The sequence below is a fragment of the Tepidibacter aestuarii genome, from assembly GCF_934924865.1.
GTDB lineage: Bacteria > Bacillota > Clostridia > Peptostreptococcales > Peptostreptococcaceae > Tepidibacter_A > Tepidibacter_A aestuarii.
The window spans coordinates 1,578,720-1,604,956 of the sequence record NZ_OW235315.1 but is presented as its reverse complement, the minus strand read 5'-3'; the positions used below and the strand labels follow the sequence as shown (position 1 = coordinate 1,604,956).

The 26,237-nt window shown below is 28.0% G+C and carries 29 protein-coding genes; 5 read left to right on the top strand and 24 right to left on the bottom strand.

Features of this window, described 5'->3' with window-relative positions; genetic code table 11:
• Positions 1 to 56: 56 nt before the first annotated feature.
• The 4 genes from M2214_RS07895 to putP form a co-directional block, all read right to left on the bottom strand.
• On the bottom strand, positions 57 to 602 hold the full coding sequence (locus tag M2214_RS07895; protein WP_248484409.1) for a histidine phosphatase family protein: 546 nt from the start codon (positions 600 to 602) through the stop codon (positions 57 to 59).
• Between the two features lie 381 nt (positions 603 to 983).
• Positions 984 to 1,181: an alpha/beta-type small acid-soluble spore protein gene (locus M2214_RS07890; RefSeq protein ID WP_248484407.1), complete on the bottom strand. Its 198-nt coding sequence runs from the start codon at positions 1,179 to 1,181 to the stop codon at positions 984 to 986.
• A 379-nt stretch (positions 1,182 to 1,560) separates the two neighbouring features.
• Complete coding sequence (locus tag M2214_RS07885; protein WP_248484405.1) at positions 1,561 to 1,758, bottom strand: hypothetical protein; 198 nt, start codon at positions 1,756 to 1,758, stop codon at positions 1,561 to 1,563.
• A 390-nt stretch (positions 1,759 to 2,148) separates the two neighbouring features.
• On the bottom strand, positions 2,149 to 3,630 hold the full coding sequence (gene putP / locus M2214_RS07880) for a sodium/proline symporter PutP (RefSeq protein ID WP_248484403.1): 1,482 nt from the start codon (positions 3,628 to 3,630) through the stop codon (positions 2,149 to 2,151).
• Between the two features lie 322 nt (positions 3,631 to 3,952).
• Between putP and M2214_RS07875 the strand changes: the two genes are divergently transcribed.
• Positions 3,953 to 4,504 (top strand): nitroreductase family protein, encoded by a 552-nt coding sequence (locus tag M2214_RS07875; protein WP_248484401.1) that lies wholly within the window; start codon positions 3,953 to 3,955, stop codon positions 4,502 to 4,504.
• 44 nt (positions 4,505 to 4,548) lie between these two features.
• Here M2214_RS07875 and M2214_RS07870 read toward each other — a convergent pair whose 3' ends face one another.
• The 5 genes from M2214_RS07870 to M2214_RS07850 form a co-directional block, all read right to left on the bottom strand.
• Positions 4,549 to 4,761, bottom strand: coding sequence for a KTSC domain-containing protein (locus M2214_RS07870; RefSeq protein WP_248484399.1), 213 nt, complete (start codon positions 4,759 to 4,761; stop codon positions 4,549 to 4,551).
• 295 nt (positions 4,762 to 5,056) lie between these two features.
• Entirely contained in the window at positions 5,057 to 5,194 is a 138-nt protein-coding gene (locus tag M2214_RS07865) for a hypothetical protein (protein WP_248484397.1), read from the bottom strand.
• 122 nt (positions 5,195 to 5,316) lie between these two features.
• A complete protein-coding gene (locus M2214_RS07860) occupies positions 5,317 to 7,611 on the bottom strand; it encodes a DNA topoisomerase (protein WP_248484395.1) in 2,295 nt (764 codons plus the stop codon).
• Positions 7,612 to 7,796: 185 nt separating this feature from the next.
• On the bottom strand, positions 7,797 to 9,668 hold the full coding sequence (locus tag M2214_RS07855) for a sensor domain-containing diguanylate cyclase (RefSeq protein ID WP_248484393.1): 1,872 nt from the start codon (positions 9,666 to 9,668) through the stop codon (positions 7,797 to 7,799).
• A gap of 207 nt (positions 9,669 to 9,875) precedes the next feature.
• Positions 9,876 to 11,390 carry a sensor domain-containing diguanylate cyclase gene (locus tag M2214_RS07850; RefSeq protein WP_248484392.1) on the bottom strand — a complete coding sequence of 505 codons (1,515 nt, stop codon included), beginning with the start codon at positions 11,388 to 11,390 and terminating at the stop codon, positions 9,876 to 9,878.
• Positions 11,391 to 11,647: 257 nt separating this feature from the next.
• On the opposite strand from M2214_RS07850, the gene M2214_RS07845 reads away from it, so the two are divergent.
• Complete coding sequence (locus M2214_RS07845; RefSeq protein ID WP_248484391.1) at positions 11,648 to 11,821, top strand: hypothetical protein; 174 nt, start codon at positions 11,648 to 11,650, stop codon at positions 11,819 to 11,821.
• A gap of 37 nt (positions 11,822 to 11,858) precedes the next feature.
• On the opposite strand, the gene M2214_RS07840 is transcribed toward M2214_RS07845, so the two are convergent.
• From M2214_RS07840 to M2214_RS07825, 4 genes are all read right to left on the bottom strand, one after another.
• Complete coding sequence (locus M2214_RS07840; protein ID WP_248484390.1) at positions 11,859 to 12,716, bottom strand: M15 family metallopeptidase; 858 nt, start codon at positions 12,714 to 12,716, stop codon at positions 11,859 to 11,861.
• Positions 12,717 to 12,855: 139 nt separating this feature from the next.
• Entirely contained in the window at positions 12,856 to 13,188 is a 333-nt protein-coding gene (locus M2214_RS07835) for a hypothetical protein (RefSeq protein WP_248484389.1), read from the bottom strand.
• Between the two features lie 18 nt (positions 13,189 to 13,206).
• Positions 13,207 to 14,751, bottom strand: coding sequence for a reductive dehalogenase (locus tag M2214_RS07830; RefSeq protein WP_248484388.1), 1,545 nt, complete (start codon positions 14,749 to 14,751; stop codon positions 13,207 to 13,209).
• Between the two features lie 45 nt (positions 14,752 to 14,796).
• A complete protein-coding gene (locus M2214_RS07825) occupies positions 14,797 to 14,979 on the bottom strand; it encodes a twin-arginine translocase TatA/TatE family subunit (RefSeq protein ID WP_248484387.1) in 183 nt (60 codons plus the stop codon).
• Positions 14,980 to 15,256: 277 nt separating this feature from the next.
• On the opposite strand from M2214_RS07825, the gene M2214_RS07820 reads away from it, so the two are divergent.
• A complete protein-coding gene (locus tag M2214_RS07820; protein WP_248484385.1) occupies positions 15,257 to 16,180 on the top strand; it encodes a helix-turn-helix domain-containing protein in 924 nt (307 codons plus the stop codon).
• 267 nt (positions 16,181 to 16,447) lie between these two features.
• Here the strand turns inward: M2214_RS07820 and M2214_RS07815 are convergent, their stop codons facing one another.
• The 6 genes from M2214_RS07815 to M2214_RS07795 all read right to left on the bottom strand — a co-directional run bounded on the left by M2214_RS07815 (position 16,448) and on the right by M2214_RS07795 (position 20,497).
• Positions 16,448 to 16,549 carry a trigger factor family protein gene (locus M2214_RS07815; protein WP_248484383.1) on the bottom strand — a complete coding sequence of 34 codons (102 nt, stop codon included), beginning with the start codon at positions 16,547 to 16,549 and terminating at the stop codon, positions 16,448 to 16,450.
• Positions 16,550 to 16,618: 69 nt separating this feature from the next.
• Entirely contained in the window at positions 16,619 to 16,741 is a 123-nt protein-coding gene (locus tag M2214_RS18155) for a hypothetical protein (protein WP_256466713.1), read from the bottom strand.
• Positions 16,714 to 17,937 carry an FMN-binding protein gene (locus M2214_RS07810; protein ID WP_248484381.1) on the bottom strand — a complete coding sequence of 408 codons (1,224 nt, stop codon included), beginning with the start codon at positions 17,935 to 17,937 and terminating at the stop codon, positions 16,714 to 16,716. The genes M2214_RS18155 and M2214_RS07810 overlap by 28 nt, the downstream gene beginning before the upstream one ends.
• Before the next feature lie 444 nt (positions 17,938 to 18,381).
• The gene (locus M2214_RS07805; RefSeq protein ID WP_248484380.1) at positions 18,382 to 18,717 is read right to left on the bottom strand and encodes a hypothetical protein; all 336 of its coding nucleotides are present in this window, start codon (positions 18,715 to 18,717) and stop codon (positions 18,382 to 18,384) included.
• 15 nt (positions 18,718 to 18,732) lie between these two features.
• Positions 18,733 to 20,289 carry a reductive dehalogenase gene (locus M2214_RS07800; RefSeq protein WP_248484379.1) on the bottom strand — a complete coding sequence of 519 codons (1,557 nt, stop codon included), beginning with the start codon at positions 20,287 to 20,289 and terminating at the stop codon, positions 18,733 to 18,735.
• 34 nt (positions 20,290 to 20,323) lie between these two features.
• Positions 20,324 to 20,497, bottom strand: a complete 174-nt coding sequence (locus M2214_RS07795; protein ID WP_248484378.1) for a twin-arginine translocase TatA/TatE family subunit — start codon at positions 20,495 to 20,497, stop codon at positions 20,324 to 20,326.
• A 462-nt stretch (positions 20,498 to 20,959) separates the two neighbouring features.
• Here M2214_RS07795 and M2214_RS07790 point away from each other — a divergent pair, with 462 nt between their 5' ends.
• Positions 20,960 to 21,853 carry a helix-turn-helix domain-containing protein gene (locus M2214_RS07790; RefSeq protein ID WP_248484377.1) on the top strand — a complete coding sequence of 298 codons (894 nt, stop codon included), beginning with the start codon at positions 20,960 to 20,962 and terminating at the stop codon, positions 21,851 to 21,853.
• A 116-nt stretch (positions 21,854 to 21,969) separates the two neighbouring features.
• Here M2214_RS07790 and M2214_RS07785 read toward each other — a convergent pair whose 3' ends face one another.
• Together M2214_RS07785 and M2214_RS07780 are read right to left on the bottom strand one after the other, a co-directional pair.
• Entirely contained in the window at positions 21,970 to 22,305 is a 336-nt protein-coding gene (locus M2214_RS07785; protein WP_248484376.1) for a hypothetical protein, read from the bottom strand.
• Between the two features lie 15 nt (positions 22,306 to 22,320).
• Positions 22,321 to 22,458, bottom strand: a complete 138-nt coding sequence (locus M2214_RS07780; protein WP_248484375.1) for a hypothetical protein — start codon at positions 22,456 to 22,458, stop codon at positions 22,321 to 22,323.
• 438 nt (positions 22,459 to 22,896) lie between these two features.
• Here M2214_RS07780 and M2214_RS07775 point away from each other — a divergent pair, with 438 nt between their 5' ends.
• Positions 22,897 to 23,316 (top strand): hypothetical protein, encoded by a 420-nt coding sequence (locus M2214_RS07775; RefSeq protein WP_248484374.1) that lies wholly within the window; start codon positions 22,897 to 22,899, stop codon positions 23,314 to 23,316.
• Positions 23,317 to 23,367: 51 nt separating this feature from the next.
• Here M2214_RS07775 and M2214_RS07770 read toward each other — a convergent pair whose 3' ends face one another.
• Genes M2214_RS07770 through M2214_RS07760 form a run of 3 tightly spaced genes read right to left on the bottom strand, consistent with a single transcriptional unit; the run spans position 23,368 to position 26,216 of the window.
• The gene (locus M2214_RS07770) at positions 23,368 to 24,264 is read right to left on the bottom strand and encodes a trigger factor (protein WP_248484372.1); all 897 of its coding nucleotides are present in this window, start codon (positions 24,262 to 24,264) and stop codon (positions 23,368 to 23,370) included.
• A gap of 53 nt (positions 24,265 to 24,317) precedes the next feature.
• Positions 24,318 to 24,656, bottom strand: coding sequence for a YEATS-associated helix-containing protein (locus M2214_RS07765; protein ID WP_248484370.1), 339 nt, complete (start codon positions 24,654 to 24,656; stop codon positions 24,318 to 24,320).
• A gap of 15 nt (positions 24,657 to 24,671) precedes the next feature.
• The gene (locus M2214_RS07760) at positions 24,672 to 26,216 is read right to left on the bottom strand and encodes a reductive dehalogenase (protein ID WP_248484368.1); all 1,545 of its coding nucleotides are present in this window, start codon (positions 26,214 to 26,216) and stop codon (positions 24,672 to 24,674) included.
• Positions 26,217 to 26,237: the final 21 nt, after the last annotated feature.

The following is a 26,237-nucleotide window of genomic DNA, read 5'->3' as shown; positions in this document are numbered from 1 at the left end:
ATATAAAGTTGCTTTTGTTCCAGAAAATCCATTTTTTATCAATCTAAAATAGAGTACTAACTTAACAGATTGCCTAAATCTTCTAAGGATAATTTATCAACGATTTCATAACCATTTCCCTGTCCTAGGGGTTTAATAATAACTGTTCCCATATTTGGGATTTCACCTAAACCAATATCTCTTGAAAAACCGTGAGCAATAATAACCCTATTATTTCCGTGAGGTGGTTCTATTTCTAACATTGAACGGAGAAAGTCTAATATTATTTTTTGTTCTGTACTTGAAGAACTTTTACTCAATTTGTAAATTTCAAACAAAAACGGATCGATTTTAATATTTGCCTTCCCAAAAGCCAATTGTGCCGTTTTTATAGTTCTACAAAAAGGGCTAGTTATTATTGGATAACTAATGGGAATTTGTAAATCACGAAGAATTTCTCCATAATAAATTGCTTGCTTTCTACCCTCTTCAGAAAGATTTCTTTGAGTAAAACAGTACCAAAAATTTAAATTAGGTTGATCTACTCCTACTGTTGCTTCCCCATGTCTAGAATATAGTATATAGCCACCCTCTCTAAGTAGATCCACTAATGATCTATTCAACTTAATTTCTCCTTTCACATAAATTTTCTATACTACTAATACCATATGATATTGACCTCAATTGTTAACCTATAATTTATAAAAATCCCCCAGACTAATAGCTGAGAGAACATAGCATTTATGTTAGTCAAAGTACATCGCGTAAACATATATCATATAATAATTTGAAAAGATTATGAAAGGAATGAATAAATGGACGAAACCCATTTGTAGTTAATATTGAGGAGGCTACTACGTAGAACAATTATGTAAGAAGATGTATTATTAGCAGAATATGTGCTAACAATTAAGATTACCGGTATACTGTAAATCAAATATAAAATAAAAGCCATGGCTCCAGATATTAATCTTTAGCCATGACTTTTATTTTATATAAATATATTATTTTCCACTCATTTGTTTTTCTGCCATTTCAACTAACTTTTTAGTCATATATCCACCAACATAACCATTTTGTCTAGCAGTCAAGTTTCCTTTATCTACATTGTTATAATTAGATAAACCTAATTCATTAGCTGTTTCAAGTTTCATTTGATTAAGTGCAGCTCTTGCTTCAGTAACAACTTTCTTATTTGCCATGATTACCCCTCCTATATGTCTAATTTGTAGTTATTAAATTTATTATATGCGATAATATCAGTTTTATTCTGTTAATATATGTAAGTAAATTTATCAGTTATAGTTTAAAAACCACTGTCTTTTCCATCATAAAATCCAGACAAGATAAAACTCAACTTTAGCGTAAACATATATTTAATAGTTAAACAAGTATATAAAGCATTCTTGTTGGGGTATGCCCAATTAGTGGTACAAGCATGGCATGATTTGTCCATTTTTTTTATATAAATTTAAAAAACTGAACCTGCAAAATGGACTGAACCCTTAGAACATCCAGAAAAAAGATAGATTCTTTTGAGTTTGTATTTTTTATTTCCGTACAAAAAAGGGCATCTCAGCCCTATAAATAGTATGGTTTTATCACTCCACAAGCAAGTCTTCTTCCTGCATTACCTGAAGTTGGTATGATGGCAATCCCTGTATATTGGCATATACCCAAGCCCCCCCCAGATACATCTTTTATAAATACTATACCCTTAATTTGTGGTCTGATTGGACCTCCTCTTATATTAGCTATACACTGATATTTGCTTTTCATTTACTCATCTCCACATTTATCAAATTACATACTCTATACCATGATACTAAGTAATATAGTGTTACGAGTTCTGGTGCAAAATTATAAATTATAAAAAATACCCATCAAATTTAATATTTCCTTATGCCTTAATTCTCATAATTTTATTTATGAATTCAATTTCAAAAAGGGCACATTGAATTTCTTCAACCTGCCCTTTCCTAATCATATTCATTTTCATTTAGACCCATAGTATACACTCCTTTAAACGATACTCAAATAAGACTTCCTCATTATTAAATTCACCTCTAAGCTCAATTTAATAGTTTCAAGTTTTAAAGTAACCATATATAAGGATATGCATACTATATTAAGTTAATACATCTACTTTTACTTTTTAAAATTTTAAATTTAAGATAGATTTTCTACCTTATCAAATTCATCTATTATTTCTTTACAAGGCTCCTTATCCATCAAGCTAAATATTACTATAGCTATTACAGCCAATATAAATCCAGGTACTATTTCATATACATCAAAGATTCCACCTTGAAGGTGCTTCCATATTAAAACAGTAATTCCTCCTGCCAGCATACCTGCTGATGCTCCTTTAGAAGTCATTCTTCTCCAGAATAAAGACATTATAACAACAGGTCCAAATGCTGCTCCAAACCCAGCCCATGCATAGGCTACTAAATCAAGAACAGAGCTATTAGGATTAAGAGCCAATATATACGATATTATAGCTATACCTATAACTGTCATCCTACTTACCCAAACTAATTCCTTTTCTGTAGCATCTTTTTTTATTAATGCTTTATATATGTCTTCAGTAAATGCAGATGCTGCAACTAAAAGCTGAGAATCAGCAGTACTCATAATAGCAGCTAGAATAGCAGCTAAAAATATCCCTGCAAATGCAGCTGGAAAAACAGAGTTAACCATTAATATAAATACAGTTTCCGACTCTGGACCTTGAAGATATTGTGAAACATACACTCTACCAACAATACCTACAACAACAGCTGCACATAAACTTATAACAACCCATATCATAGCTATTCTTCTTGCTTCCTTTATTTTTTCAGGAGAAGTTATAGCCATAAATCTGGCTAATATATGAGGTTGACCAAAATATCCAAGACCCCATGCCAATAATGAAATTACTGATATAATTCCAATAGTATTTCCATCCATAGTAGTTAATGGATTTAAAAACTCAGGAGTCAAGCTTCTTATAGAATTAATCGTAATTTCAGTTCCTCCTAATTTAACAATACCTGCTATTGGAACAGCAAGTATAGCAAAGAACATCAACATACCTTGAAAAAAATCTGTCCAACTGACAGCCATAAATCCTCCTAAAAATGTGTACGATATAACAACAATTGTTCCTACAGTAAGTGCTGATACATATGGCATCCCAAACACAGTATTGAACAATTTTCCACCAGCTACAAGTCCAGATGATGTGTATAATATAAAAAATATTAATATAAATATAGCTGAGACAGTTCTAAGTAATTTACTTTTATCTCTAAATCTATTTTCAAAGTAAACCGATAATGTTATAGCATCTCCTGCTACTTCAGTATATTGTCTAAGCCTCTTAGCTATAAATCTCCAATTCATATACGTTCCTATAGCCAAACCTATAGCAATCCAAATGGATTCAAGACCAGATAAATAAGCGTATCCTGGTAGTCCCATAAGTAGCCATCCACTCATATCAGATGCTTGAGAACTAAGAGCTGTTACCCAACTATTTAATCCTCTTCCTCCTAACACATAATCTGATAAGTTTTCAGTTCTTTTGTAGAATATAAGCCCTATTAATAACATACCAACTAAATAAACTCCAAAAGATATAAGAATACTTATATCTGCCGACATTATAAAACCTCCTCAATATTTTTCCTAAAAAGCTATTTTACTAATCTTACCATATAGGCTTTTTAGCTTCATAAAAAAAGCATTTTTCATATTATAAAATAATATAAATTATGCTTCTCTTTTTGCATATAAATTATGCTTTTATATATTTTTATATATAAATAATATTATAACACATTTCGACTATTTTCGATAGTCATTTTTTTATTATTATTAATATTTTCATTATTCTTTTATTTTTCTTTCATTTTTATTATTCCATAATAAGTTAAGCATTTTTAATACTTTTAATGCCAATACTAACAAAAAGGAGCGTGATTTCATGCAATTTTATGATGTTATAAATGAGAGAAAAAGTATCAAAAACTTTAAAAATACCCCTATACAAAAAGATAAATTAGATAGAATTTTAACAGCTACTATAATGTCTCCTTCATGGAAAAACAATAAGTGTTTTAAATTCATATTAGTAGATAATGAAACCCAAAAGCAAGAATTATCAATGGCTGTTATGAATAACGTTAATAGTGCTTCTAATTCAGTTACACAAGCTCCTCTTGTTGTAGTTGTAGTTGCTGATCCTTCTAGCTCTGGATCTATTGACAATAAAGATCTATATCTAGTTGATAGCGGTATAGCAATGGAGCATTTAGTTCTTGCATGTACAAATGAAGGATACGGTACATGCTGGATAGCATCACTTGATGAAGATAAAATAAAGAAGACTCTTTGTATTCCAGACAAATATAGAGTTGTTGCTATGAGTCCAATGGGAGAGTACTCTGATTACGATGATAACCAATCTAACAAAGATACTATAAATGATCACATATGTTTAAACAAATGGGATAGCCCATATGAAGGTATTCACTAAACAAAAAAACTGCTGGCAAATTTATTGCCAGCAGTTTTTATATATTATCTTACCTTTACACAAGGATAGTTATTTCTAATATTATAATTTATGTAATATCCTACAAATTCAGAATCTAACATTTTTTCATATACACGTTCCGGTACATTTAAATGTCTGTATATTTCTCCAGAATCAAATTGAATTTCCAGCATTTTATTCTCAGAATCATAACCCAAAGAAAATATGCTTGATGAATTTATATTTTTTCTTATCATTTTATCTCCCCCTAAATAAACCCTTGTTATCTTAATTATACTAAATTACATGTGAAAAAAATGCAAAAATTCGTTGTCGTATTTTATTTTTTATTTAAAAAAAATATTTATTCTAAAATTTTTTATATAATATCAACAACTTTTAACACCTTGTATAATTAATTATTAGTTACATCAGGGACCTGTAGGTAAGCTAGTCCACAATAGGATTGAATCTTAGAACTTTTAACTTTCGCATATATTCGCCGGTATATAAAAAAGCGGGGTTAATTATATGTAGACCCCACTTTTTTAACTACTTTGGTTTATTATTTTTTAGTTTTTGTTTAAGTATATATTCTGCTATATCCTTTATTTTTTTTTGTTCTTTTCTCATTTCTTCTATAGTAATTTTTCTCATTTTTAATTTTTGGTGTTGTCTAAGATTATCCATATAATCCCCTCTTTAATATTTAATATAAAGTGAAACCTATATCTTATATTTGTTTAAAAGTTTCCCTTTATATTACTGTATGAATAAAATAATTAAAGATGATACAATTTTCTAATTTAATTTTAGAATATTTCCAATAGTGGTTTTTTATCATTGCTAATTCTAATGGATATATTTACTTTTTTATTATTCTGGTTTGATTCTATCCCACTAACCTTACCTTCTTTTAATAATTTTTTTATAATTTTATCGTCCATTATAACTCCATGTTTTTCAAGACTATTTTTCCATAGAGTAAACTTACACCCTCTACTCCAATTAGTACAATAAAAAGCCTTACTATTTTCCAAAATATCGCCATCACAACAACCACATTTTCCTAAAGAATTTTCAGGTTTTTTTCGTTTATTGGTTTTAGTCGATTTTTTGCAATTTGGGATTGATGTAAATGAATCCATTAATTTCAAATGATTTCTAAGTCCCAACACTTTTTGAGTATTCTTCATAACATATGATTCAAGTTTTACCATATAATCTTCAGAACCTATTTCACCATTAGACACCATAGTTAATCCCTTTTCCCAACTTGCTGTAAGTTCTGGTTTAATTAAAGAAGGTATTGATCCTATTATTATATTATAAATCATCTCTCCCATAGATGTAGGAGTTAGTATTTGAGTTTTTTTATTCAACTTAATATATTTAATTTTTTGAAGTTTACTTAATATTTCAGCTCTTGTAGCACTAGTTCCAATACCGCTACCTTTTATTTGCCCTCTTAGTTCATCATCTTCAATTAATTTACCCGCATTTTCCATGGCCAAAATCATCGATCCTGAATTATACCTCTTAGGTGGAGTAGTTTCAGATTCTTTAATTTCAATTTTATTAATTTTTATGACAGCACCTTTTTTTAAGTTTTTAAATTCATCCATATTATCTTTCTTGGAGTTTTTAGATTTTTTATCATAATCCATTATTTCTAAATAGCCTCTTTCAATACATACCTTAGAAGATGTATAAAATCTTTCATCTTTTATACTAGTGATTATTGATAACTTATTAAAAACTGCACTAGGGTAAAATATAGCTAAAAATCTTCGTACAATAAGCAAATATATATTTTTATCCATATCATGTAGCTTATTAAAATTACCTAACCCTTGACCAGTAGGTATAATGGCGTAGTGATCAGTAATAGCTTTATCATTTACATATTTGGTTTTTTCCAGGCCTAAAAACAATTTATTATCCCATATATTTTTGGTAAAACCATTAATAGCTTCATCCTCATTGTCCAAATTACAAGTATTTTTTATATTTAAAAGACCCCTTATATTTTTATCTATTTCTTTTGCAACAGACTTCGATAAAACTCTAGCATCCGTTCTTGGATATGTAAGCATTTTCTTTTCATATAAACCTTGTACAATTTTTAATGTTTCATCCGGACTTAATTTAAACTTTTTTGAGCATTCGTTTTGAAGCTCTGCTAAATTATAAAGCAGTGGTGGATTTTTCTTTTCTTTTTTTCTTTGTATCTCTTCAATTTTTGCAATCAATTCCTCATTATCTTCCTTAAGGTAATCAATGAATTTTTCAGCATTTTCTTTTTCTTTAAATCCAATATCTTTAAATAATAAATTGGACATATAATATTTGGAACCTTCTACAGCCTTCCATTCTCCATCATAATCAAGAGAGTTTTCAAATTTAAAAGAAGAGTTAACCTTATAATAAGGTGTCTTTATAAAATCTCTTATTTCTCTTTCTCTTTTTACAACCATACCAAGCACACAGCTCATAACTCTACCAACTGCAATTACAGTATAATTGGTTCCCAAATAATCACTAACAGTTCTACCATACATAAGAGTCAATAATCTTGAAAAATTTATTCCCATTAGATAGTCTTCTTTTGCTCTTAAATATGCAGAATCTGATAATTTATCATATTCACTAAGCGGCTTTGCATTTTTTACACCTTTCCTAATCTCATCCTCAGTTTGAGAATCTATCCATACCCTTTTTTTTACCTTATCTTTTACATCGACCATATCATCAACCAATCTATATATATACTCTCCTTCCCTTCCAGAGTCCGTACATACATATATAGTAGATATATCTTTTCTTTGCATTTGACTCTTAACTATATCAAACTGTTTTTTTACTCCTGGTATAACTTCATACTTATATTTTTTAGGAAGAAAAGGTAAATCTTTAAGAACCCATTTTTTATATTTTATATCATATTTTTCAGGATAACTCATATTGACCAAGTGTCCTACACACCAAGTCACTACAGCCTTATCCGACTCAAAATATCCATTCTTCTTAGTTCCCTTTATATTTAACGCTTTTGAAAATTCCATCGCAACACTAGGTTTTTCTGCTACAAACAATGCTTTACTCATATTAATAAATCACCTACAATATAAAATTTTTGAATAAATTCCTAGTAAGTAAAAATATCGAGCATACAATATGCTCGATATTTTTATATTTTAATATCAACTTTACTTATAGTATTATAATCTATAATGCTTTTTTTTGCAAAATCCTACTAGTATACAATTTTAATCATTCTCAAATTATTATATTAATAAATCCTCTTTAAAATATGTTTACTTTTTTGTTTATATTTATACATTCTTTCATCAGCAGTTTTTATTAATTTATTATATTTGTCTCCGTCATAAGGAAACTTAGCTATACCATAGCTAAAACTGCACACAATATCATTTTCCTCAAATATTATACAATGTCTTTTAAAATAATCAATTATATCTTCAAATTTTTCAATAAGATGTTGCAAATCAGTTTCAAAAAAAACTCCTACGAATTCATCTCCCCCAATTCTTGCTAATATATCTGAAGCGTTCATACGTTTTTTCAATATGGATGTAAATGTTCTAATAATTTCATCTCCTGCTAAATGTCCATATGTATCATTTATAAATTTTAATCCATTTAAATCAAATAACACCAATAAAAATTCTTCATTATTCATAATAGAATTATTAATATACCTATCAAGTATCTTTTCAAAATATCTTCTATTATAAACATTTGTTAATTTATCATATCTGGATAAATATATGGTCTCTTCATAAAGTTTATGTGTACTAATAGCTGTAGCAATTTGATTTCTCATATATTCCATTAACTCTATATCAATTTCATCAAATGCATAATTATATTTACTATCTATTCCTATCAAGCCATATAACTGCCCATCTATTATAATCGGAGAACTAATAGACGATTTTACTTTAAAACATTCTTCATTTTCTAAAATATTTGGGCATTTACTAGTAACCATTTTATCAAAATCATTAATAATAACTGTTTTATCTATCTTTCCAAGGGTCTTATGCCATATAAATGAATCCTTTAATCTAAGACTAAAGTTTTCAGCATTTTTCTGTTTATAGCCTTTATGTGTAGCAATTTTTAAATTTTCGTCTTCATCTAGTATTAAAATGGAACCAATGTGTGCATTTTGTATAGATTCAATTACCTTTTCTAATATTAAATTGAATAGTTCTGTAATATCACTAGTTTCAGTTATAGAATAGCTTATTTCCAATATAGCATCCTTTATCTTTGATAATTTATTTATTCTTTTTTCTGCATTCTTCCTTTCTGTGATGTCTACTATAACTCCAACTATTCCCTTAACTTCCCCCTGCTGGTTTGTATATGGTGCTTTATTAAAAATTACATCATGTAGTGCACCATCTTTATATCGAAGCTTAGATTCGTATATATTTTTTTCTTTATTTTTAATTATATCGACGTCTACATCATTGTGAGCATCTGCAAATTCTTTTTGAATAATATCATAAATAGTATGCCCAATAATATCTTCTTTTCTAATACCCAAATACTCTATATGAGCAATGTTAGAATATTTATATATGCCCTTTTCATCTTTATAGAATATTGGGCTTGGAATCGTATCGATAATTACTTCAAGAAAATTATAATTTTCTTGAAGTAATTCTTTAGATTTTTTCGACTGAGTAATATCTTGAACCATCCCAATCATTTTAAGTTTGTTTTTACTATCATCATATATACAAGTGGCATTTGTCCTTATCCACATTTCTTCTCCATTTAGATTTATTATTTTATATTCCTCATTTTTTTCTATTCCATCTTCTATTGAATTTTTGATAGATTTTATTACAAAATCTTTATAGTCATTGTGAGTTAATGCTTCAATAAATAAATCTAAATCATCTTCATATTTTTCTTTACTTATATCAAGTATTTTGCATAATTTATCTGAAAAGCAAATTTTATTTAATCTATAATTCCATTCCCAAATACCTAAACCAGCTATTTCTTGAGCACATTTTAAGATTGCTTCTTTTTCACTTAAAACAATTTCATTTTCATTTGTATTATTAGAAATATTTAATTTTTTAGGATTAAATAAAGACCTAATCCAATTAAATGAAAACATTTATTTTCCCCCCTATATAAAATTGTCATTTTATACTAAGTATATCAAATAATAGGCATTATTCAAACATTTGTATTGGAATATCGAAAATTTCCTTGTATTTTTCTAATAATATTCGTATTTTTTAATTATTAGATTTACAGTTTAAAATATATAAAAGTAAAAAAACTTCTCAGTAATTTGAGAAGTTCTTTTACATGTAATTATCTATTCATTATTTTTTAATCCCTGTTTATACTTATACATACGTTTATCTGCAATTTTTATTAATTCTTTATAGTTATTACTATCTTCTGGAAATTCAGCAATTCCGTAGCTAAAGCTACAAGTAATATTATTTCCTTCGAATACTATTTGATTATTTTTAAAATTTTCAATTAAATCTTCAAATTTTTTAATTAAGTTCTGTGAGCTAGTTTTGAAGAAAACTCCTACAAATTCATCTCCTCCAAGTCTTACTAAAATATCTGAAGATCTAATACATTCACTTAAATTTTTAGCAAATGCTTTAATTAATTCATCACCTGCTAAATGCCCATAATTATCATTGACAAATTTTAATTCATTTAAATCAAATACTACCAAAGAAAAGTTTTCTTTATATTTAGTAGATTTATTAATATATCCATCAAATAAGTCTTCAAAGTATCTTCTATTATAAACATTAGTTAATTTATCATATCTAGATGAATAAAACAGTTCTTCATATAACTTATATTTACTAATTGCTATTTGTACTTGATTTTTTATATATTCCATTATTTCTAAATCTGTATCATCAAAAACATTGGTGTAATTACTATCAATATTTATAAATCCATATAATTTTCTATCTATAATTATAGGTGAACAAATAACAGATTTTATTTTTAATGCTTCATTTTCAGTTAAAAAATTAATTTTATTTATTTTATCAACATCGTTAATAATTATTGTTTTATCTATATTTCCTTTTGTTTTATCCCATATAATTGACTCATTAAGCTTAATGCTGAATTTTTTAGATTCTTCAATTACATAGCCTTTAGATGTAGCAATTTTTAAATTCTCATTATCATCTAAAATTAGCACAGACCCTATACTTGCGTTTTCAATAGAATCAATTGCCTTTTGCAATATTAAATCAAATAACTCATTAATATCATTTACTCCAATAATAGAATAACTTATTTCAAGCATAGCTTCCTTTAGCTTTAATAATTTATTTATTCTCTTTTGGTCTTTCTTACGTTCAGTAATATCAGTTATAGAACAGACGATACCTTTAATCTCTTCTTTTTCATTTGTAACAACAGCTTTATTAATAATCACATCTCTAATTGAACCATCTTTATGTTTAAGCTTAGCCTCATAGGTTTGTTTGTCTCTATTTTTCATCAATTTAATATCAGCTTTATAATAAATTTCTGCAAGTTCTTTTGGATTAATATCATAAATAGTATGTCCTATAATTTCTTCTTTTTCAAACCCTAAAAATTCTGTAAAAGCTATATTACAGTACTTAAAAAAACCACCTTCGTCTTTGTAAAACATTGGATTAGGAATAGTATCAATAAAATTTTGAAGAAATTTAAAATTTTCTTTCATCTTTATTGTTTGTCCACAATTTAAGCAAAGCTCTATTTGATCTGATATTTGTTCTTTATTTTTCTTAATTCTATTATGTGATTTTTTCCAATTATTCAATCTAAATAAAGATAAAAAGAAATTATATAGAGACATATTGATTTATCCTTTCTGTATGTTTTATAAAGCATAAAAACAAATAAAGTTCTGTTTTTAACATTATATCACAACATTTTCGTAAAATAACATTACATTTTCTGTGAATTTGTCTTTTTTTGCGATTATAAAATCCAAACTTAACTTTAGCTTAATGTATTCATTAAATTTATGAATTTTATTTTCAATAATTTCTAATATAGCTTTTATAATATTGGTTAAATTAATACTAAGTTAAAATAAAGGAGGATATATTTATGGTTAAAAATAAGAAAACTCGTAAAATACAAGATTCTCAGGCAAGAAAAAATTTTCATCAACTTGATTTAGAAATTGGTAATGAAATAAGCTTGCCAAATGAGTTAAAGAGACATACAATTGGTTCTACTAAACCATATGAAAAGAAAAATGATAATAATGAAAATCACTAATATATAGTTGTAAAATATGTAAATTAGGGTAGTTTAACTACCCTAATTTATCTGCAATTTTCTTTATAAACTCCTTAACATACTCATTTTTATATTCTTTATTATTAATCCAATAATCTGGACTATTTATTATGTTTCTGTTAACCAACTTATTTATTGCAGATATAAATTCACTGTCAATATTGTTTTCTTCTATATATTTTGCGAATTTAATAATAAGCTCTATCACATATTCAGTTTTATATTCCTTATTATCAATCCAATAATCTGGTGAGTCTATTATTTTTTTATCTCTTAATTTGTTTAATATATTTGTAAATTCATTTTCTAGTTTATTAATGCCTAAATACTGAGAAAATTTATATATAAGTTTTTTTACATATTCAGTTTTATATTCTTTATTATTAATCCAATAATATGGACTATTTATTATATTTTCTTGAAATAATTTATTTATTGAATTTTCAAATTCTAAATTCACTTGAGATACAGGTCTTTTACCTTGTAATAAATCTTTTATACTGAGTCCTCCTGTCCATTGGAAATGGGGTCTTTCTTTAATATTTTTAAAGTCACCACCCCATTCAAGCCCTAAATTTTTTCCTATTTTACCCATAGTATTATATAAATCAATTCTATTCCATTGAGCCTTGTTATTTATTATTGGTACACAGTCAAAAGCTAATCCATAATTGTGATAAGAATACCCCCCTTTTGCATTAATAACCTTTTTACCAGATGTAGTTCTTACTTGAGAATATAATTTATCTTGTTCTTCTTTACTTCTAAAAGTACTATATATCAAAACATATATTCCTTGTTTTTTACATTCTTCAATAAACTTTTCAGCTAAGTATTTAACATATGGATGCAACTCTTCTAAATTTCTACTCATTTTCTCCCTCCTTAATTTCAACCTATATTCCTATAATAATATATGCCGATTAATATAAATTTGTTGATTATGAAAAAACACCTTTATGTATAAGCATACAAAAATTAAAATTATCAATAAAAAAAAGGTAAAAGGACTATTAATGTCCTTTTACCTCAGCTTCAATTTTATTCTGTGTAAATCGATATCCAAGTATTGCTAAAACTACTGCTAATCCTCCAAATACTAATAATCCCATATTAGCTGCTCTAACTTCATTTTCTACATATGAATCATATGTCCATAATATTGTAAATGCAAAAGTACATACTGCTAGTAATATAAATGTAGAATTCAGTTTATTAATTTTGTTATCCTTCTTTAATTTCATATAAAAATATGTAAGTGAAGAGAACATCATTCCTCCAGCTAAAAACCATACCAATTGATGTAATGTAAATAACCATTTAAATAAGCTAACTATTATATGCATAATATATGCCCCCTTTTATTAAAGTTTATCCCAAAAATCATTTACAGCATCTTTTAAATATTTTGATTCCAAACGTTCATCTGGCTCAATTGGTCCACCATATCCAAACGTTTCATCAAGAGAACGTAATAATGGTTTAAATGGAGTTAATGTCATTAATTTTGATAAATCATGGTGCCACTCATCAATCTTATTGTATGGACAAACTGAAATACATGTACCACAATCTGCACCATTATAAGACCAGAATGAAAGACATCTTTCTCCATTAACAAACCATTTTTCGACTCCTGTCATTGTTGATTTAGTAACTTTACCTGTACTAAATTCCATACCTTCTTTTATTACTTGTGCTGGTTCATGAGAAATGGCTTTACCAGGACAAGCATCAGCACACTTCATACAAACATTACAGAACTCTTTTACTCCAAATGTAATTGGTTTATCTGGTTGAATTTCTAAGTCTGTATAGACTTTAGCTAAACGGACACGAGGTCCATACTTTTCTGTAACTATCAATCCCATTCTACTTGATTCACCTAAACCAGCTTCAATTGCAAGTGGAACTGATAGAGCTGTGTCATTTCCACACGGAGCTGCTTTATAACCTAAGTTTCTTAAGAATTCAGCTAGTTTATGTCCTGTTTCTGCCATACGAGAATACCCAAGTGCAACAGTTGAACCACTTGTTAATGTTGGTGCTGTTTTCAGCGCATCATAATCCATTTCAAATGCTAAAACAATTACTGATTTTGGTTCAAATCCTGCTTCACCTTTAAAATCAGATTTTACTGTTTTAACGCCAAATGTTTCATATTCACCTTTTTCAAATTTAAATGGATCAAACGGCAAATATTCTACTGTTCCATCTGGCATTGTAAATGGTTTTACATTTGGAACTGCCCAATCTTCATATGTCCATCTCTTTGTACTTTCATTATATGGTGCAATTCCAACTAAATCTGCTCCTAAATGTTTTGCAGCTTTTTTGACACATTGTTCAGCTTCCTTTGCATCTTTGAATTTATATTGTTTTTTAGCCATTCCAATCTTTTTATCTACTTTTGAATTATCCCAAGAAAATAAACCAGGAACTAAAACAGGCATATCCTTCATTTGTTCACCTGTCTCTGGATTAACAGGATATGTTTGAATAAGAGAATTACGAACACCTAATTGACTATTCGAAGCAAAATGGTCATTTACACTCCAAGATGATAGCTCTAACGCTTTATCAACTTGTCTAAAGCCTAATTTTCCTGCATTTCTACCTTCTTTAATTCCTTCATGTTGACTTACAAAGATTAATCCTACTTCAGTAAATGACTTATACCCAAATCTATCTGCTATAAATTCATCCACTGGTTCCTTATCCCAAAACGCACGGAAAAAGACATGATTTTGTTGACTAAATCTCTTAGCATCTTTAGATACCTCATTTGGAAATTGATCATGTTCCTTTCCAAGTTCTACTGCAAATGCTTTTTTTGGTTTAGAAGCAAGTGTAGCTCCTGTTACTGCAGTTGTAACTCCAGCTACTTTTAAAAATTCACGCCTATTCATATGTAGTCCTCCCCTAAAATTTAATCATTTATTTTATATATTTTTTTATTTACTTTCTTCTACTTTAGCCTCTATTACTTCATTTTCAGCGTCTTTTGCTGATTTTTTAAATTCACGTATTGTTTCTCCAAAAGACTTCCCTATCTCAGGTAATTTTTTAGGACCAAATATTAAAAATCCAACTACTAAAATGACCATTAATTCTGTGCCACCTAATCTTCCAAACATTATGCCACCTCCTGTAATATGATATAAATATATAAATGGATTTATCTCCATTTAATCTTTATAATAATTATTTTTTTATTTGTTAAAATAATACTAAAGTGTTTCCGTCTACAATTCTATCTATTATGACCTTTTTATACAATAATTGTTGACTATTGTTACCTAGCTTTACTATTGTCAATCATTTTACTATTGTAAACTTCCTTGATTATACATTATAATGTAAAAATATGACGAAAACCGTTCAAAAAACGCTATATTGTAAGGAGGATATGAGATGAAATTGACAGATTACTATATAGAGATAGGCCCTTATATTAAAGAACTTCGTGAAAAAAATAATATGACAAAAAAACAACTTGCAGATGGTATTTGTTCCCCTTCATACATTACTTTAATAGAAAACGGAAGCCGTTGTCCTACTTCAGTTATATTACGGCAAATAGCAACTAAATTAGGTATTACTCCAGAATATTTATTTAGGGCAATTGAGTCTCCTGCATCTTTACATGTTAAGGAACTATTAGACCAAATATTTCTTTATATTGAAAGGCATGACTTTAAAAGTGTTTATAATTTAATAAATGAAAAAGAAAAAGAATTGTCTATAACATCAATTCATGATACGCAGATTATTAGAACTTTTAAAAGTCTTAGTGTCACCATGCTAAGTCAAGATTATCAGCGTGGAATAGATGCAATGAAAAATATACTAGAACTCACTTATAATAAAGAGAGTAATCCTACTGATATAGAGTTTATAATAATGTTTAATTATGGCTTCTTTCTTTTATTAAATAACCAAAAAAAAGAAGCATATAATCACTTAATAAGTATAAAAAAATATATGGATAATATCAAATTTCTTCATACGCGAGTTATATTCCCTGCGTTTTATATGTTTTTAATTTCAGCTTGTCTTGATATGTCTAAATTAGATGAATCATCTAAATATATTAACTATGCTATTGATTACTGTAAAAAAAACAACACCTATAATTTTTTACGAGAATTATATTTTTTAAAAAGTGAATTATACTATCGTTTAAAAAAAGAAAAAGACTTTAAAGTATGGTATAGTAAAGCATTAACACTTCATGATTTAATTAAAAATTCTGACGATGAATATTTGGATACATTTATTAAAAGTAGATTAGAAAAACTAAAACAAATTCCACTGACATCAGATTTAAGTAAATAATAATAAAAATTCCCTGATATATGGATTGATATCAGGGAATTTTTATTATTATTTACTTATATAGTTGTATTTTCTTTTAAAAGAAAATGAACAACCTTTTGATACAATAACTGATTGAAAACATCTAAATCTTTGTCCAATTCGAAAATGATAATTCTTTTTACTTACCGCAGGGATATGTGACCCCTCATGGTATCCATCATAATCCATGGCAATATAGTCACCTTTTTCAATAGAACCTTCTTTTTTGACTTCTATTTTATATTGCTATCTTATATTATCAATATACTCATTAATTTCTTCATCCTTTACATTTATATCTGGTCTTTTCAAACCAAATCCTTTATATTGACCAAGCTGAACTTTCATGTCATCACCTTCTCTAATGTTTTATCTATTTATTTCCTTGCTTTTCTGTATAAATCTCTATTGCTCTCTCTAATATGATATAAAACCTGCATTTTGTAATATTAATATAATTTGAAATACCATTATCAATAAAATAAAAGAACTTAAAACTATATCTTTCACTACTATGCTTCTACTTTCTCTTTTTTCCATAACTTAACTCCTTTGTTTCTTAATTTTGCTATTAAATTAAGTATTAATCCTACAGGACAGAAATAAGTACAATAAAAACGATATTGGAATAAACTTATAAAAATAAGTATTGGTAAGCTCATCCACATAATTGGTAATGCCGTCAAATTAAATATGGCTCCAAATGGATCATATGCTAGTGTTTGAGTTTCATTAGTGTAAAATACAATCATCAAGGCTAAATAAGCTAATGTCGGTGGTATTAATCTAAATAATTTTACAAGCTTAGGATTTAACTTAATCTGCTTTAGTCCACCAAATTTTAATATAACTTCTTGTGTCGCTCCAAATGGACAAATCCACAAGCAATATAAATTTTTACCTGTAACTAAGATAAGCCCAGTTGTACCTATTATCAATAAATACCATGAGACATTGTTTATTGCTGGGCAATTTCCATTTAAGAATGAGTGTAACATACCAAACGTTACAAACTTATTAAATTTAAAACCAATTACTATAGCTGTATACAATAAAATCCATTTACGATATCTATTAATTGACTTGATATAAACACTTAAAGCAGCAATTATATAAACTAATAAAAGAGCTAATTCATTTAATCCAAATGCCATTTTATAAAATGGATTAACAACATTCTCATCGAAATATTTACTTGCCACAATAGTTGTCCCATCATTAACAGCTTTGGCTATAGCAGCAGATGAAATCGTCGAACCACTAACAGCATCAACTTTATTGTTTGTATCTATTCCATCACTACTTCCCGCATAACCTGTAGCATTATCAATATAAATAGGTTCAAAAATTGATAACCCTACAAATTTTTCATTAAATTTACTTGATTCAATTTTATCAAAAAAAGCGGGCGTTTCTCCTTCCTTTGTAACCTCTACTTGTTTTATATTTCCTTCTTTACTAATTATGCTCATAACTTCTATAGTCGACTGATATCCGACCGATTCTGTAAAAGTTATAAAATAAAATTGATTAGGATCATCTTTTGTGTATGTTTTAAAAGTCAATGGTGATTGATTTATTTGTTCTGTTTTAATAATATTGGGATTTATTTTATATATTTTAGATGAATAGTCCTCAGCTTCATGGCTAAAAAATAAGGTATAACCACCAAATATAAATAATGAAATAGCTAAAAATCCTAAGTACAACTCCCTAATAGTCCATCTTTTTCTCATAATTACCTCCAATGAATACTATGACATATATGTGTTTAAAAACATAAAATCTCATATAATTATTTAATTAAAAATTTATGATATTATTATTTTTAATTATAAATGGTAAATCACCCAAAAAACTCATGTTTGTTATATTATCCTTCCTTTTATTTTTTGTTAAATAATCAACCTCTTTGGCGTCATTTTACCCTATTTATATTTTTAATAGCATTTTGCAATATTATTTTATATATTATCCTGTCTACATACAATATTTGTTGACTAGTGTCAATCAGTAGCTCCTATCTAACATGTGATTTGCTTCATCCCTATATGTTTATATTTTAAATTACATTGATACCAGGTCAGAACAAATAATATAAAAATCCCCTTGTTATATACGTATATAACAAGGGGATTTTTATATTATTATTTAATTATAAATGATATTTTCTTCCACTTCTAATGTTTTATCTCCACTTTACTTACATCATTTTTCTGTGTGAATCTATATCCAAGTATTGCAAAAACTACTGCTAATCCTCCAAATACTAATAGTCCCATATTAGCTGCTCTAACTTCATTTTCTACATATGAATCATATGTCCATAATATCGTAAATGAAAAAGTGCATGCTGATAATAATATAGATGTAAAATTCAATTTGTTAATTTTATTATCCTGCTTTAATTTCATATAAAAATATGCTATTGAAGAACATATCAGTCCTCCAACTACAAACCATACTAATTGATGTAGTGTTAATAACCATTTTGCTAAGCTAATTATTATATGCATAATTTATCCCCCTTATTATAGTCTATTCCAGAAATCATTAACAGCATCTTTTAAATATTTTGATTCTAAACGTTCATCCGGCTCTATAGGACCTCCGTATCCAAACATTTCGTCTAGCGAACGTAATAATGGTTTAAATGGCGTTAACGTCATTAATTTTGATAAATCATGATGCCACTCATCAATTTTATTGTATGGACAAACTGAAATACACGTACCACAACCAGACCCATTGTAGCTCCAAAATGACAAACATCTTTCTCCATTCATATACCATTTTTCAACTTCACTAATATTTGATATACCTACTTTACCTGTTTCAAACTCCATTCCTTCTTTAAGAACTTTTGATGGTTCGTGTGAAATAGCTTTACCTGGACAAGCATCTGCACATTTCATACAAACATTACAAAATTCTTTAACTCCAAATGTTTTTGGTTTATCTGGATGTAATTCTAAGTCTGTATAGATTTTACACAAACGAACACGTGGTCCGAATTTTTCTGTAACTAATATTCCCATTCTACTACCTTCACCTAAACCAGCTTCTATTGCAAGTGGAACTGATAAAGCTGTATCATTTCCACATGGAATAGCTTTATAACCTATCCCCCTTAAAAATTCAGCTAATTTATGAGATACTTCTGCCATAGCAGAATATTTAACTCCAGATGCTGCATTCACAATATATGACGGTGCTGTTTTAAACCCGTCATAATCCTGATTAAATGCTAATACAATAATTGATTTCGGTTCAAATCCTGCTTCTCTCTTAAAATCAGATTTTCTTGTTTTAACACCAAATCCTTCATATTTATTTTCATTTACTAACTTATCAAGATCGAATGGCATAAACTCTCTTGAGCCATCTGGCATTGTAAATGGTTTTGTATTTAAAGATGTCCACTCAGTATAAGTCCATCTTTTTGTATTTTCATTATATGGTGCAATTCCAACTAAATCAGCTCCAAATAATTTTGCAGCTCTTTTAACGTATTGTGATGCTCCCTTTGTATCTTTAAATTTATGGTGTGGTTTACCCATTGATAACATATTATCTACTTTTGAGTTATCCCAAGAAAACAAACCTGGAACTAAAACATTCTGGTCTTTCATTATTTCACCAGTCAATGGATTAATTGGATGTGTTGGAAGAGGTGAATTTGCAATAGTATATTTACTCATTCCTCCAAAATGCTTATCAACACTACCAGCTGCAAGTGATAATACTTTGTCTATATGTCTAAAACCTTCCTTATCTTCGCTATCATTTTGTGCATTTTTTAATCCATATTGTACTGCAACATAATTTAATAATGAATCCATAGGTGAATTACGACCGAACGTTTTTTTAATATATTCATCATCATAAGGAGTATTATCCCAAAATCCACGCATAAACATAAGATTTTTCTGATTGAAACCTTTAAAATCTTTCGTTACCTTATTTGGAAATTGATCTTGTTCTTTTCCAAGTTCCACTGCAAAAGCTTTCTTTGGTTTTGTTGCAAGTGTAACTCCTGTTACTGCAGTTGTAGCTCCAGCAACTTTTAAAAATTCACGTCTATTCATTTGTATGCCTCCTATATTAATTGTTTTATCTACTTTATTCTTTAGTAGCCTCTGTCACTTCATCCTCAGCCTGTTTTGCTGATTTTTTAAATTCTCGTATTGTTTCTCCAAATGATTTTCCAATCTCAGGTAATCTTTTCGGTCCAAATATTAAAAATCCAACAACTAAAATAACAATTAATTCTGTGCTACCTAATCTTCCGAACATAATATCACCTCCTATAATAGAATATAACTAGAAAGGCTCATATCCCATTATTATTTCTTATGAAAAAATCAACTTTTTTTCTAACATTTATTGATTTTATTATTTTTTATAATATAATTTTATATATTATAATTTCTACATACGAATTTTCTTGTTCAGCGTCAGCAAAACAAATTCATTTGAATACAACTTTAACTTTTAACTAATTTTAGACTTCTGTGATTTTTCTCATAATATATTTTTTGTATTATTTTGTAACATGATTTTATATGTTATACTGTTTAGATACAAGATTGCTTGCCTAATGTCAAATCTCACACAAGATTTCTTGACTAATGTCAAAATCTCAAATATATTTTGATAAATGTTGAGTAAAATACTTTAAAATAGATTTAAATAAAGCTTTACCTTTCATCCAATTTAAACTTTTTAAATTATCTATTTATATATACGGAGGTTACGATGCAAGAACAGAATTATTATTTAAAAATAGGTCAGATTATTAAAGAATTACGTGAAAAACAGAATATGACAAAAACACAACTTGCGGATGGTATTTGCTCCATTTCATACATCACTCGTATAGAAAAAGGAGAACGTTGTCCTACTTCGGTTATATTAAGACAAATAACAAATAAACTAGGTATCTCCCCTGAACATTTATTTAGAGCAATTGAGTCGTCTACATCTTTACATGTTAAGGAACTATTAGACCAAATATTTCTTTATATTGAAAGGCATGATTTTAAAAATATTTATGAATTAATAAAGAGCAAAAAAGAAGAACTTCATGTAACATCAATTCACGATTTACAAATCATCAAAGGGTTAGAATGTTTTAGTTATTCTATTTTAAATCAAAATTATCAATGGGGAATAAATGAAGTTAAAAACATATTGAAGCTTACCTACGCCAACAAAAGTACTCCTACTGATATGGAATTTGCGCTTATGAGTATGCATGGGGTTTTACTTTTATTTAGTAACCAAAAAAAAGAAGCATATAATTACTTAATTAGCATAAAAAAATATATACATAATATTAACCTTCTTCATACTCGCTTTATATTACCAAGATTTTATGTATATTTAATTTCAGCTTCTCTTGATACATGTAATTTAAAAGACTGTTTTGAATATCTTGATTATGCTATTAATTACTGTAAAGATTACAATACACATTATACTTTACGAGAATTATATTTTTTAAAAAGTGAATTATACTATCGCTTAAAAAAAGAAAAGAAGTTTAAACTATGGTATGGTAAAGCATTAAGACTGCATGAATTGATTAAAAGATCTGATGATGAATATTTCAATACCTTTATACAAAATAGATTGAATCAACTAAAATAAGTTTCATCGACACCATATCTGAATGAACAATATAAAAATCTCCCTTGTTATTAATATTAATAACAAGGGAGATTTTTATATTATTATTTAATTATAAATGATATTTTTTTCTATTTTTATTGTTTTATCTCAACTTTAATTTCATCATTTTTCTGTGTAAATCTATATCCAAGTATTGCAAAAACTACTGCTAATCCTCCAAATACTAATAATCCCATATTAGCTGCTCTAACTTCATTTTCTACATATGAATCATATGTCCATAATATTGTAAATACAAAAGTACATGCTGATAATAATATAAATGTAAAATTTAATTTATTAATTTTATTATCCTTCTTTAATTTCATATAAAAATATGTAAGTAAAAAGAACATTAATCCTCCAGCTATAAACCATACTAATTGGTGTAGTGTAAATAACCATTTTGCTAAGCTAACTATTATATGCATAATTTATCCCCCTTATTATAGTCTATTCCAGAAATCATTAACAGCATCTTTTAAATATTTTGATTCTATGCGTACATCTAGTTCTACTGGACCCCCATATCCAAATAACTCATCTAGTGAACGTAGTAATGGTTTAAATGGTGTCATTGTCATTAATTTTGATAAATCATGGTGCCACTCCTCAATCTTATTGTATGGACAAACAGAGACACATGTAACACACCCAATCCCATTGTAATTCCAGAATGAGAAATATGACAAAAACACAACTTACAAATGGTGTTTGCTCTATTTCATACATAACTCGTATAGAAAAAGGAGAGCGTTGCCCTACTTCAGTTATATTAAGACAAATAACAACTAGACTAGGGGTATTTATTTAGAGCGATTGAGTCTCCTGAGGGCTTAGATGTTAAAGATTTCTTAAACGAATTAATTCTTTATATTGAAAGATATGATTTTAAAAGTATTTATAAATTACTAAAGAAAAAAGAAAAAGAACTTCATATAACATCAATTCATGATATACAACTTATCAATGGTTTAAAATGTATTAGATATACTATTTTAAGTCAAAATTATCAATGGGGAATGAATGAAGTTAGAAATATACTGAAACTTACTTATACCAAAAAAAGTACTCCTACTGATATAGAATTTGCAATTATGCATATGTATGGCTTTTTTCTATTATTAAATATTCAAAAAGAAGAGGCCTATAATTACTTAATCAATATAAAAAAATATATAGAGAATATTAACTTTATTCATACACGATATACAGTTCCTAGATTTTATGTTCAGTTAATTATAGCTTCCCTTGATACATCCCATTTAAATGAATGCCTTGAACATATTGATTATGCTATTGAGTACTGTAAAGAATATAATACACATTCTGCTTTACGAGAATTATATTTTTTAAAAAGCGAATTATATTTCAATATCTTTATTAAAAGTAGGTTAAAGCAGCTAAAGCAAATTTCATTAGCACGAAATTTGAATGAATAATATAAAAAACCCTTTGTTATATAAATTTATAACAAAGGGTTTTTTATATTATTATTTAATTATAATTGTATTTTCTTTTAGAAGAAAATGAATAACCTTTTGATACAATAATTCATTAAGAGCATCTTCTTCAATATTTTCATATTTTTCTTTTTCTTCGTCATTTAGTGTAATATTCTCTACTTCTGCTATTTTCTCAATAATAGCTTTTTCTATTAAATATGTTTCAGCTTCTATCTTGCATTGTTCAAGTATTTCCTCTTCTGTTTTTTTAGTATATGATAAATATAATTCTAAATTTGCATTTTTCCCTTTAAGTTGATTTTTAAAGTCTTCAAGTATTTCCTGTTTAAGACTCTCCATCTCTTCATCTTTTAGTTCAACATTTGAACCGTCTATAACTTTATGCATTATTTCATTGATAACTCTTGCACTTTCTTTCATCATTTTTTGATAATAAATCTTATCTTTAGCATATTCTTTTAATTCATCTATCGTGTTTATCCCTTCAATTTTAAACCTTTTTACCACATCATCTGTTAGTTCAGGGATAACTCTATTCATAACTGATGATATCTTTACTTCAAAATGAATAGTCTCATCACGCAAATGCTTCACTTGATAATTACTAGGTAATACCAAATCAAATTTAACTGTATCCCCTTTTCTCATTCCTAATAAATGCTCTTCGAATTCATCTAGAAAGAACCCTTGTCCAATTCTTAAATGATAATTTTTACCACTAGCCTCAGGAATATGTAATCCGTCTTGGTAGCCATCATAATCCATGGTAGTATAATCTCCATTTTCAATAAAACCTTCTTTTTCAACTTCTACTTTATAATTTTCTCTTATTTTATTAATATAATTATTAATTTCTTCATCTTTTACATTTACATCTGGTCTCTTTAAACCAATTCCTTTATATTGACCAAGTTGAACCTTCATGTTATCACCTTTTCTAATGTTTTATCTACTAAATAAAAATAGATAAAAGGGCATTAATGCCCTTTTACCTCAACTTTATTTACATCATTTTTCTGTGTAAATCTATATCCAAGTATTGCAAAAACTACTGCTAATCCTCCAAATACTAATAATCCCATATTAGCTGCTCTAACTTCATTTTCCATATACGAATCATATGTCCATAATATTGTAAATACAAAAGTACATGCTGATAACAATATAAACGTAAAATTCAGTTTATTAGCTTTATTATCCTGTTTTAATTTCATATGAAAATATGTCATTGCACCAAACATTAATCCTCCAGCTACAAACCATACTAATTGATGTAGTGTGAATAACCATTTTACTAAGCTAACTATTATATGCATACTATATCCCCCTTACTAAATTTTATCCCAGAAATCATTTATAGCATCTTTTAAATATTTTGATTCCAAACGTTCCTCTGGCTCAATTGGTCCACCATATCCAAACGTTTCATCAAGAGAACGTAATAATGGTTTAAATGGAGTTAATGTCATTAATTTTGATAAATCATGGTGCCACTCATCAATCTTATTGTATGGACAAACTGCAATGCATGTACCACAATCTCCACCATTATATCCCCAGAATGACACACACCTTTCACCATTAACAAACCATTTTTCAACACCTGTCAGTGTTGATTTAGTAACTTTACCTGTATCAAATTCCATATCCTTTTCAATAACCTGTGCTGGTTCATGACAAATAGCTTTAGATGGACAGGCATCCGCACACTTCATACAAACATTACAGAACTGTTTTACTCCAAATGTAATTGGTTTATCTGGTTGAATTTCTAAATCTGTATAAACTTTAGCTAAACGAACACGAGGTCCAAACTTTTCTGTAACTAACATCCCCATTCTACTACCTTCACCTAAACCAGCTTCAATTGCAAGTGGAACAGATAAAGCTGTATCATTTCCACATGGAGCCGCTTTATAACCTAAATTACGTAGGAACTCAGCTACTTTATGTGCTGTTTCTGCCATTTTAGAATATCTAGTTCCAGCAGATGCACTAGCTACTAATGTTGGTGCTGTCTTAAATCCATCATAATCCATTTCAAATGCTAAAACAATTACTGATTTTGGTTCAAACCCTGCTTCACGTTTAAAGTCAGGCTTCACTGTTTTAACCCCAAATGTTTCATATTCACCTTTCATAAATTTAAAAGGATCGAATGGAAGATATTCTACTGTTCCATCCGGCATAGTAAATGGTTTTACATTTGGAACTGCCCACTCTGTATAAGTCCATCTTTTTGTATTTTCATTATATGGTGCAACTCCAACTAAGTCGGCTCCTAAAAATTTTGCTGCCTTTTTAATATGTTTTGATACTTCCTTTGCATCTTTGAATTTATACTGTTCTTTTCCCTGTGCAAGCATTTCATCGACTTTTGAGTTATTCCATGAATATAAACTTTCAACTAAAACAGGCATGTCTTTTATTTTTTCACCTGTCTGTGGATTAATTGGATGTTTTTGTAGTAGTGTATTACGAACGCCTAATTCACTATTCGCAGCAAAATTCTTATTTACACTCCATGCTGCTCTATCTAAAGCTGAATCAATTTGTCTAAAACCCATTTTACCTGTATTTTTACCTTCTATAATGCCGTCATGAACAGCGTTAAATATCATCCCTGGTTCAGTAAATGTCTTATATCCAAATCTGTCTGATATATACTTATCAACTGGTTCTTTATCCCAAAATGTACGGAAAAAAACATGGTCTTGTTGCCTAAAACCTTTGAAATTTTTCGTTACTTCTAATGGAAATTCATCATGTTCTTTACCAAGCTCCACTGCAAAGGCTTTCTTTGGTTTTGATGCAAGTGCAGCTCCTGTTACTGCTGTAGTAGCTCCAGCAACTTTTAAAAATTCACGCCTATTCATATATAGTCCTCCCCTAAATTC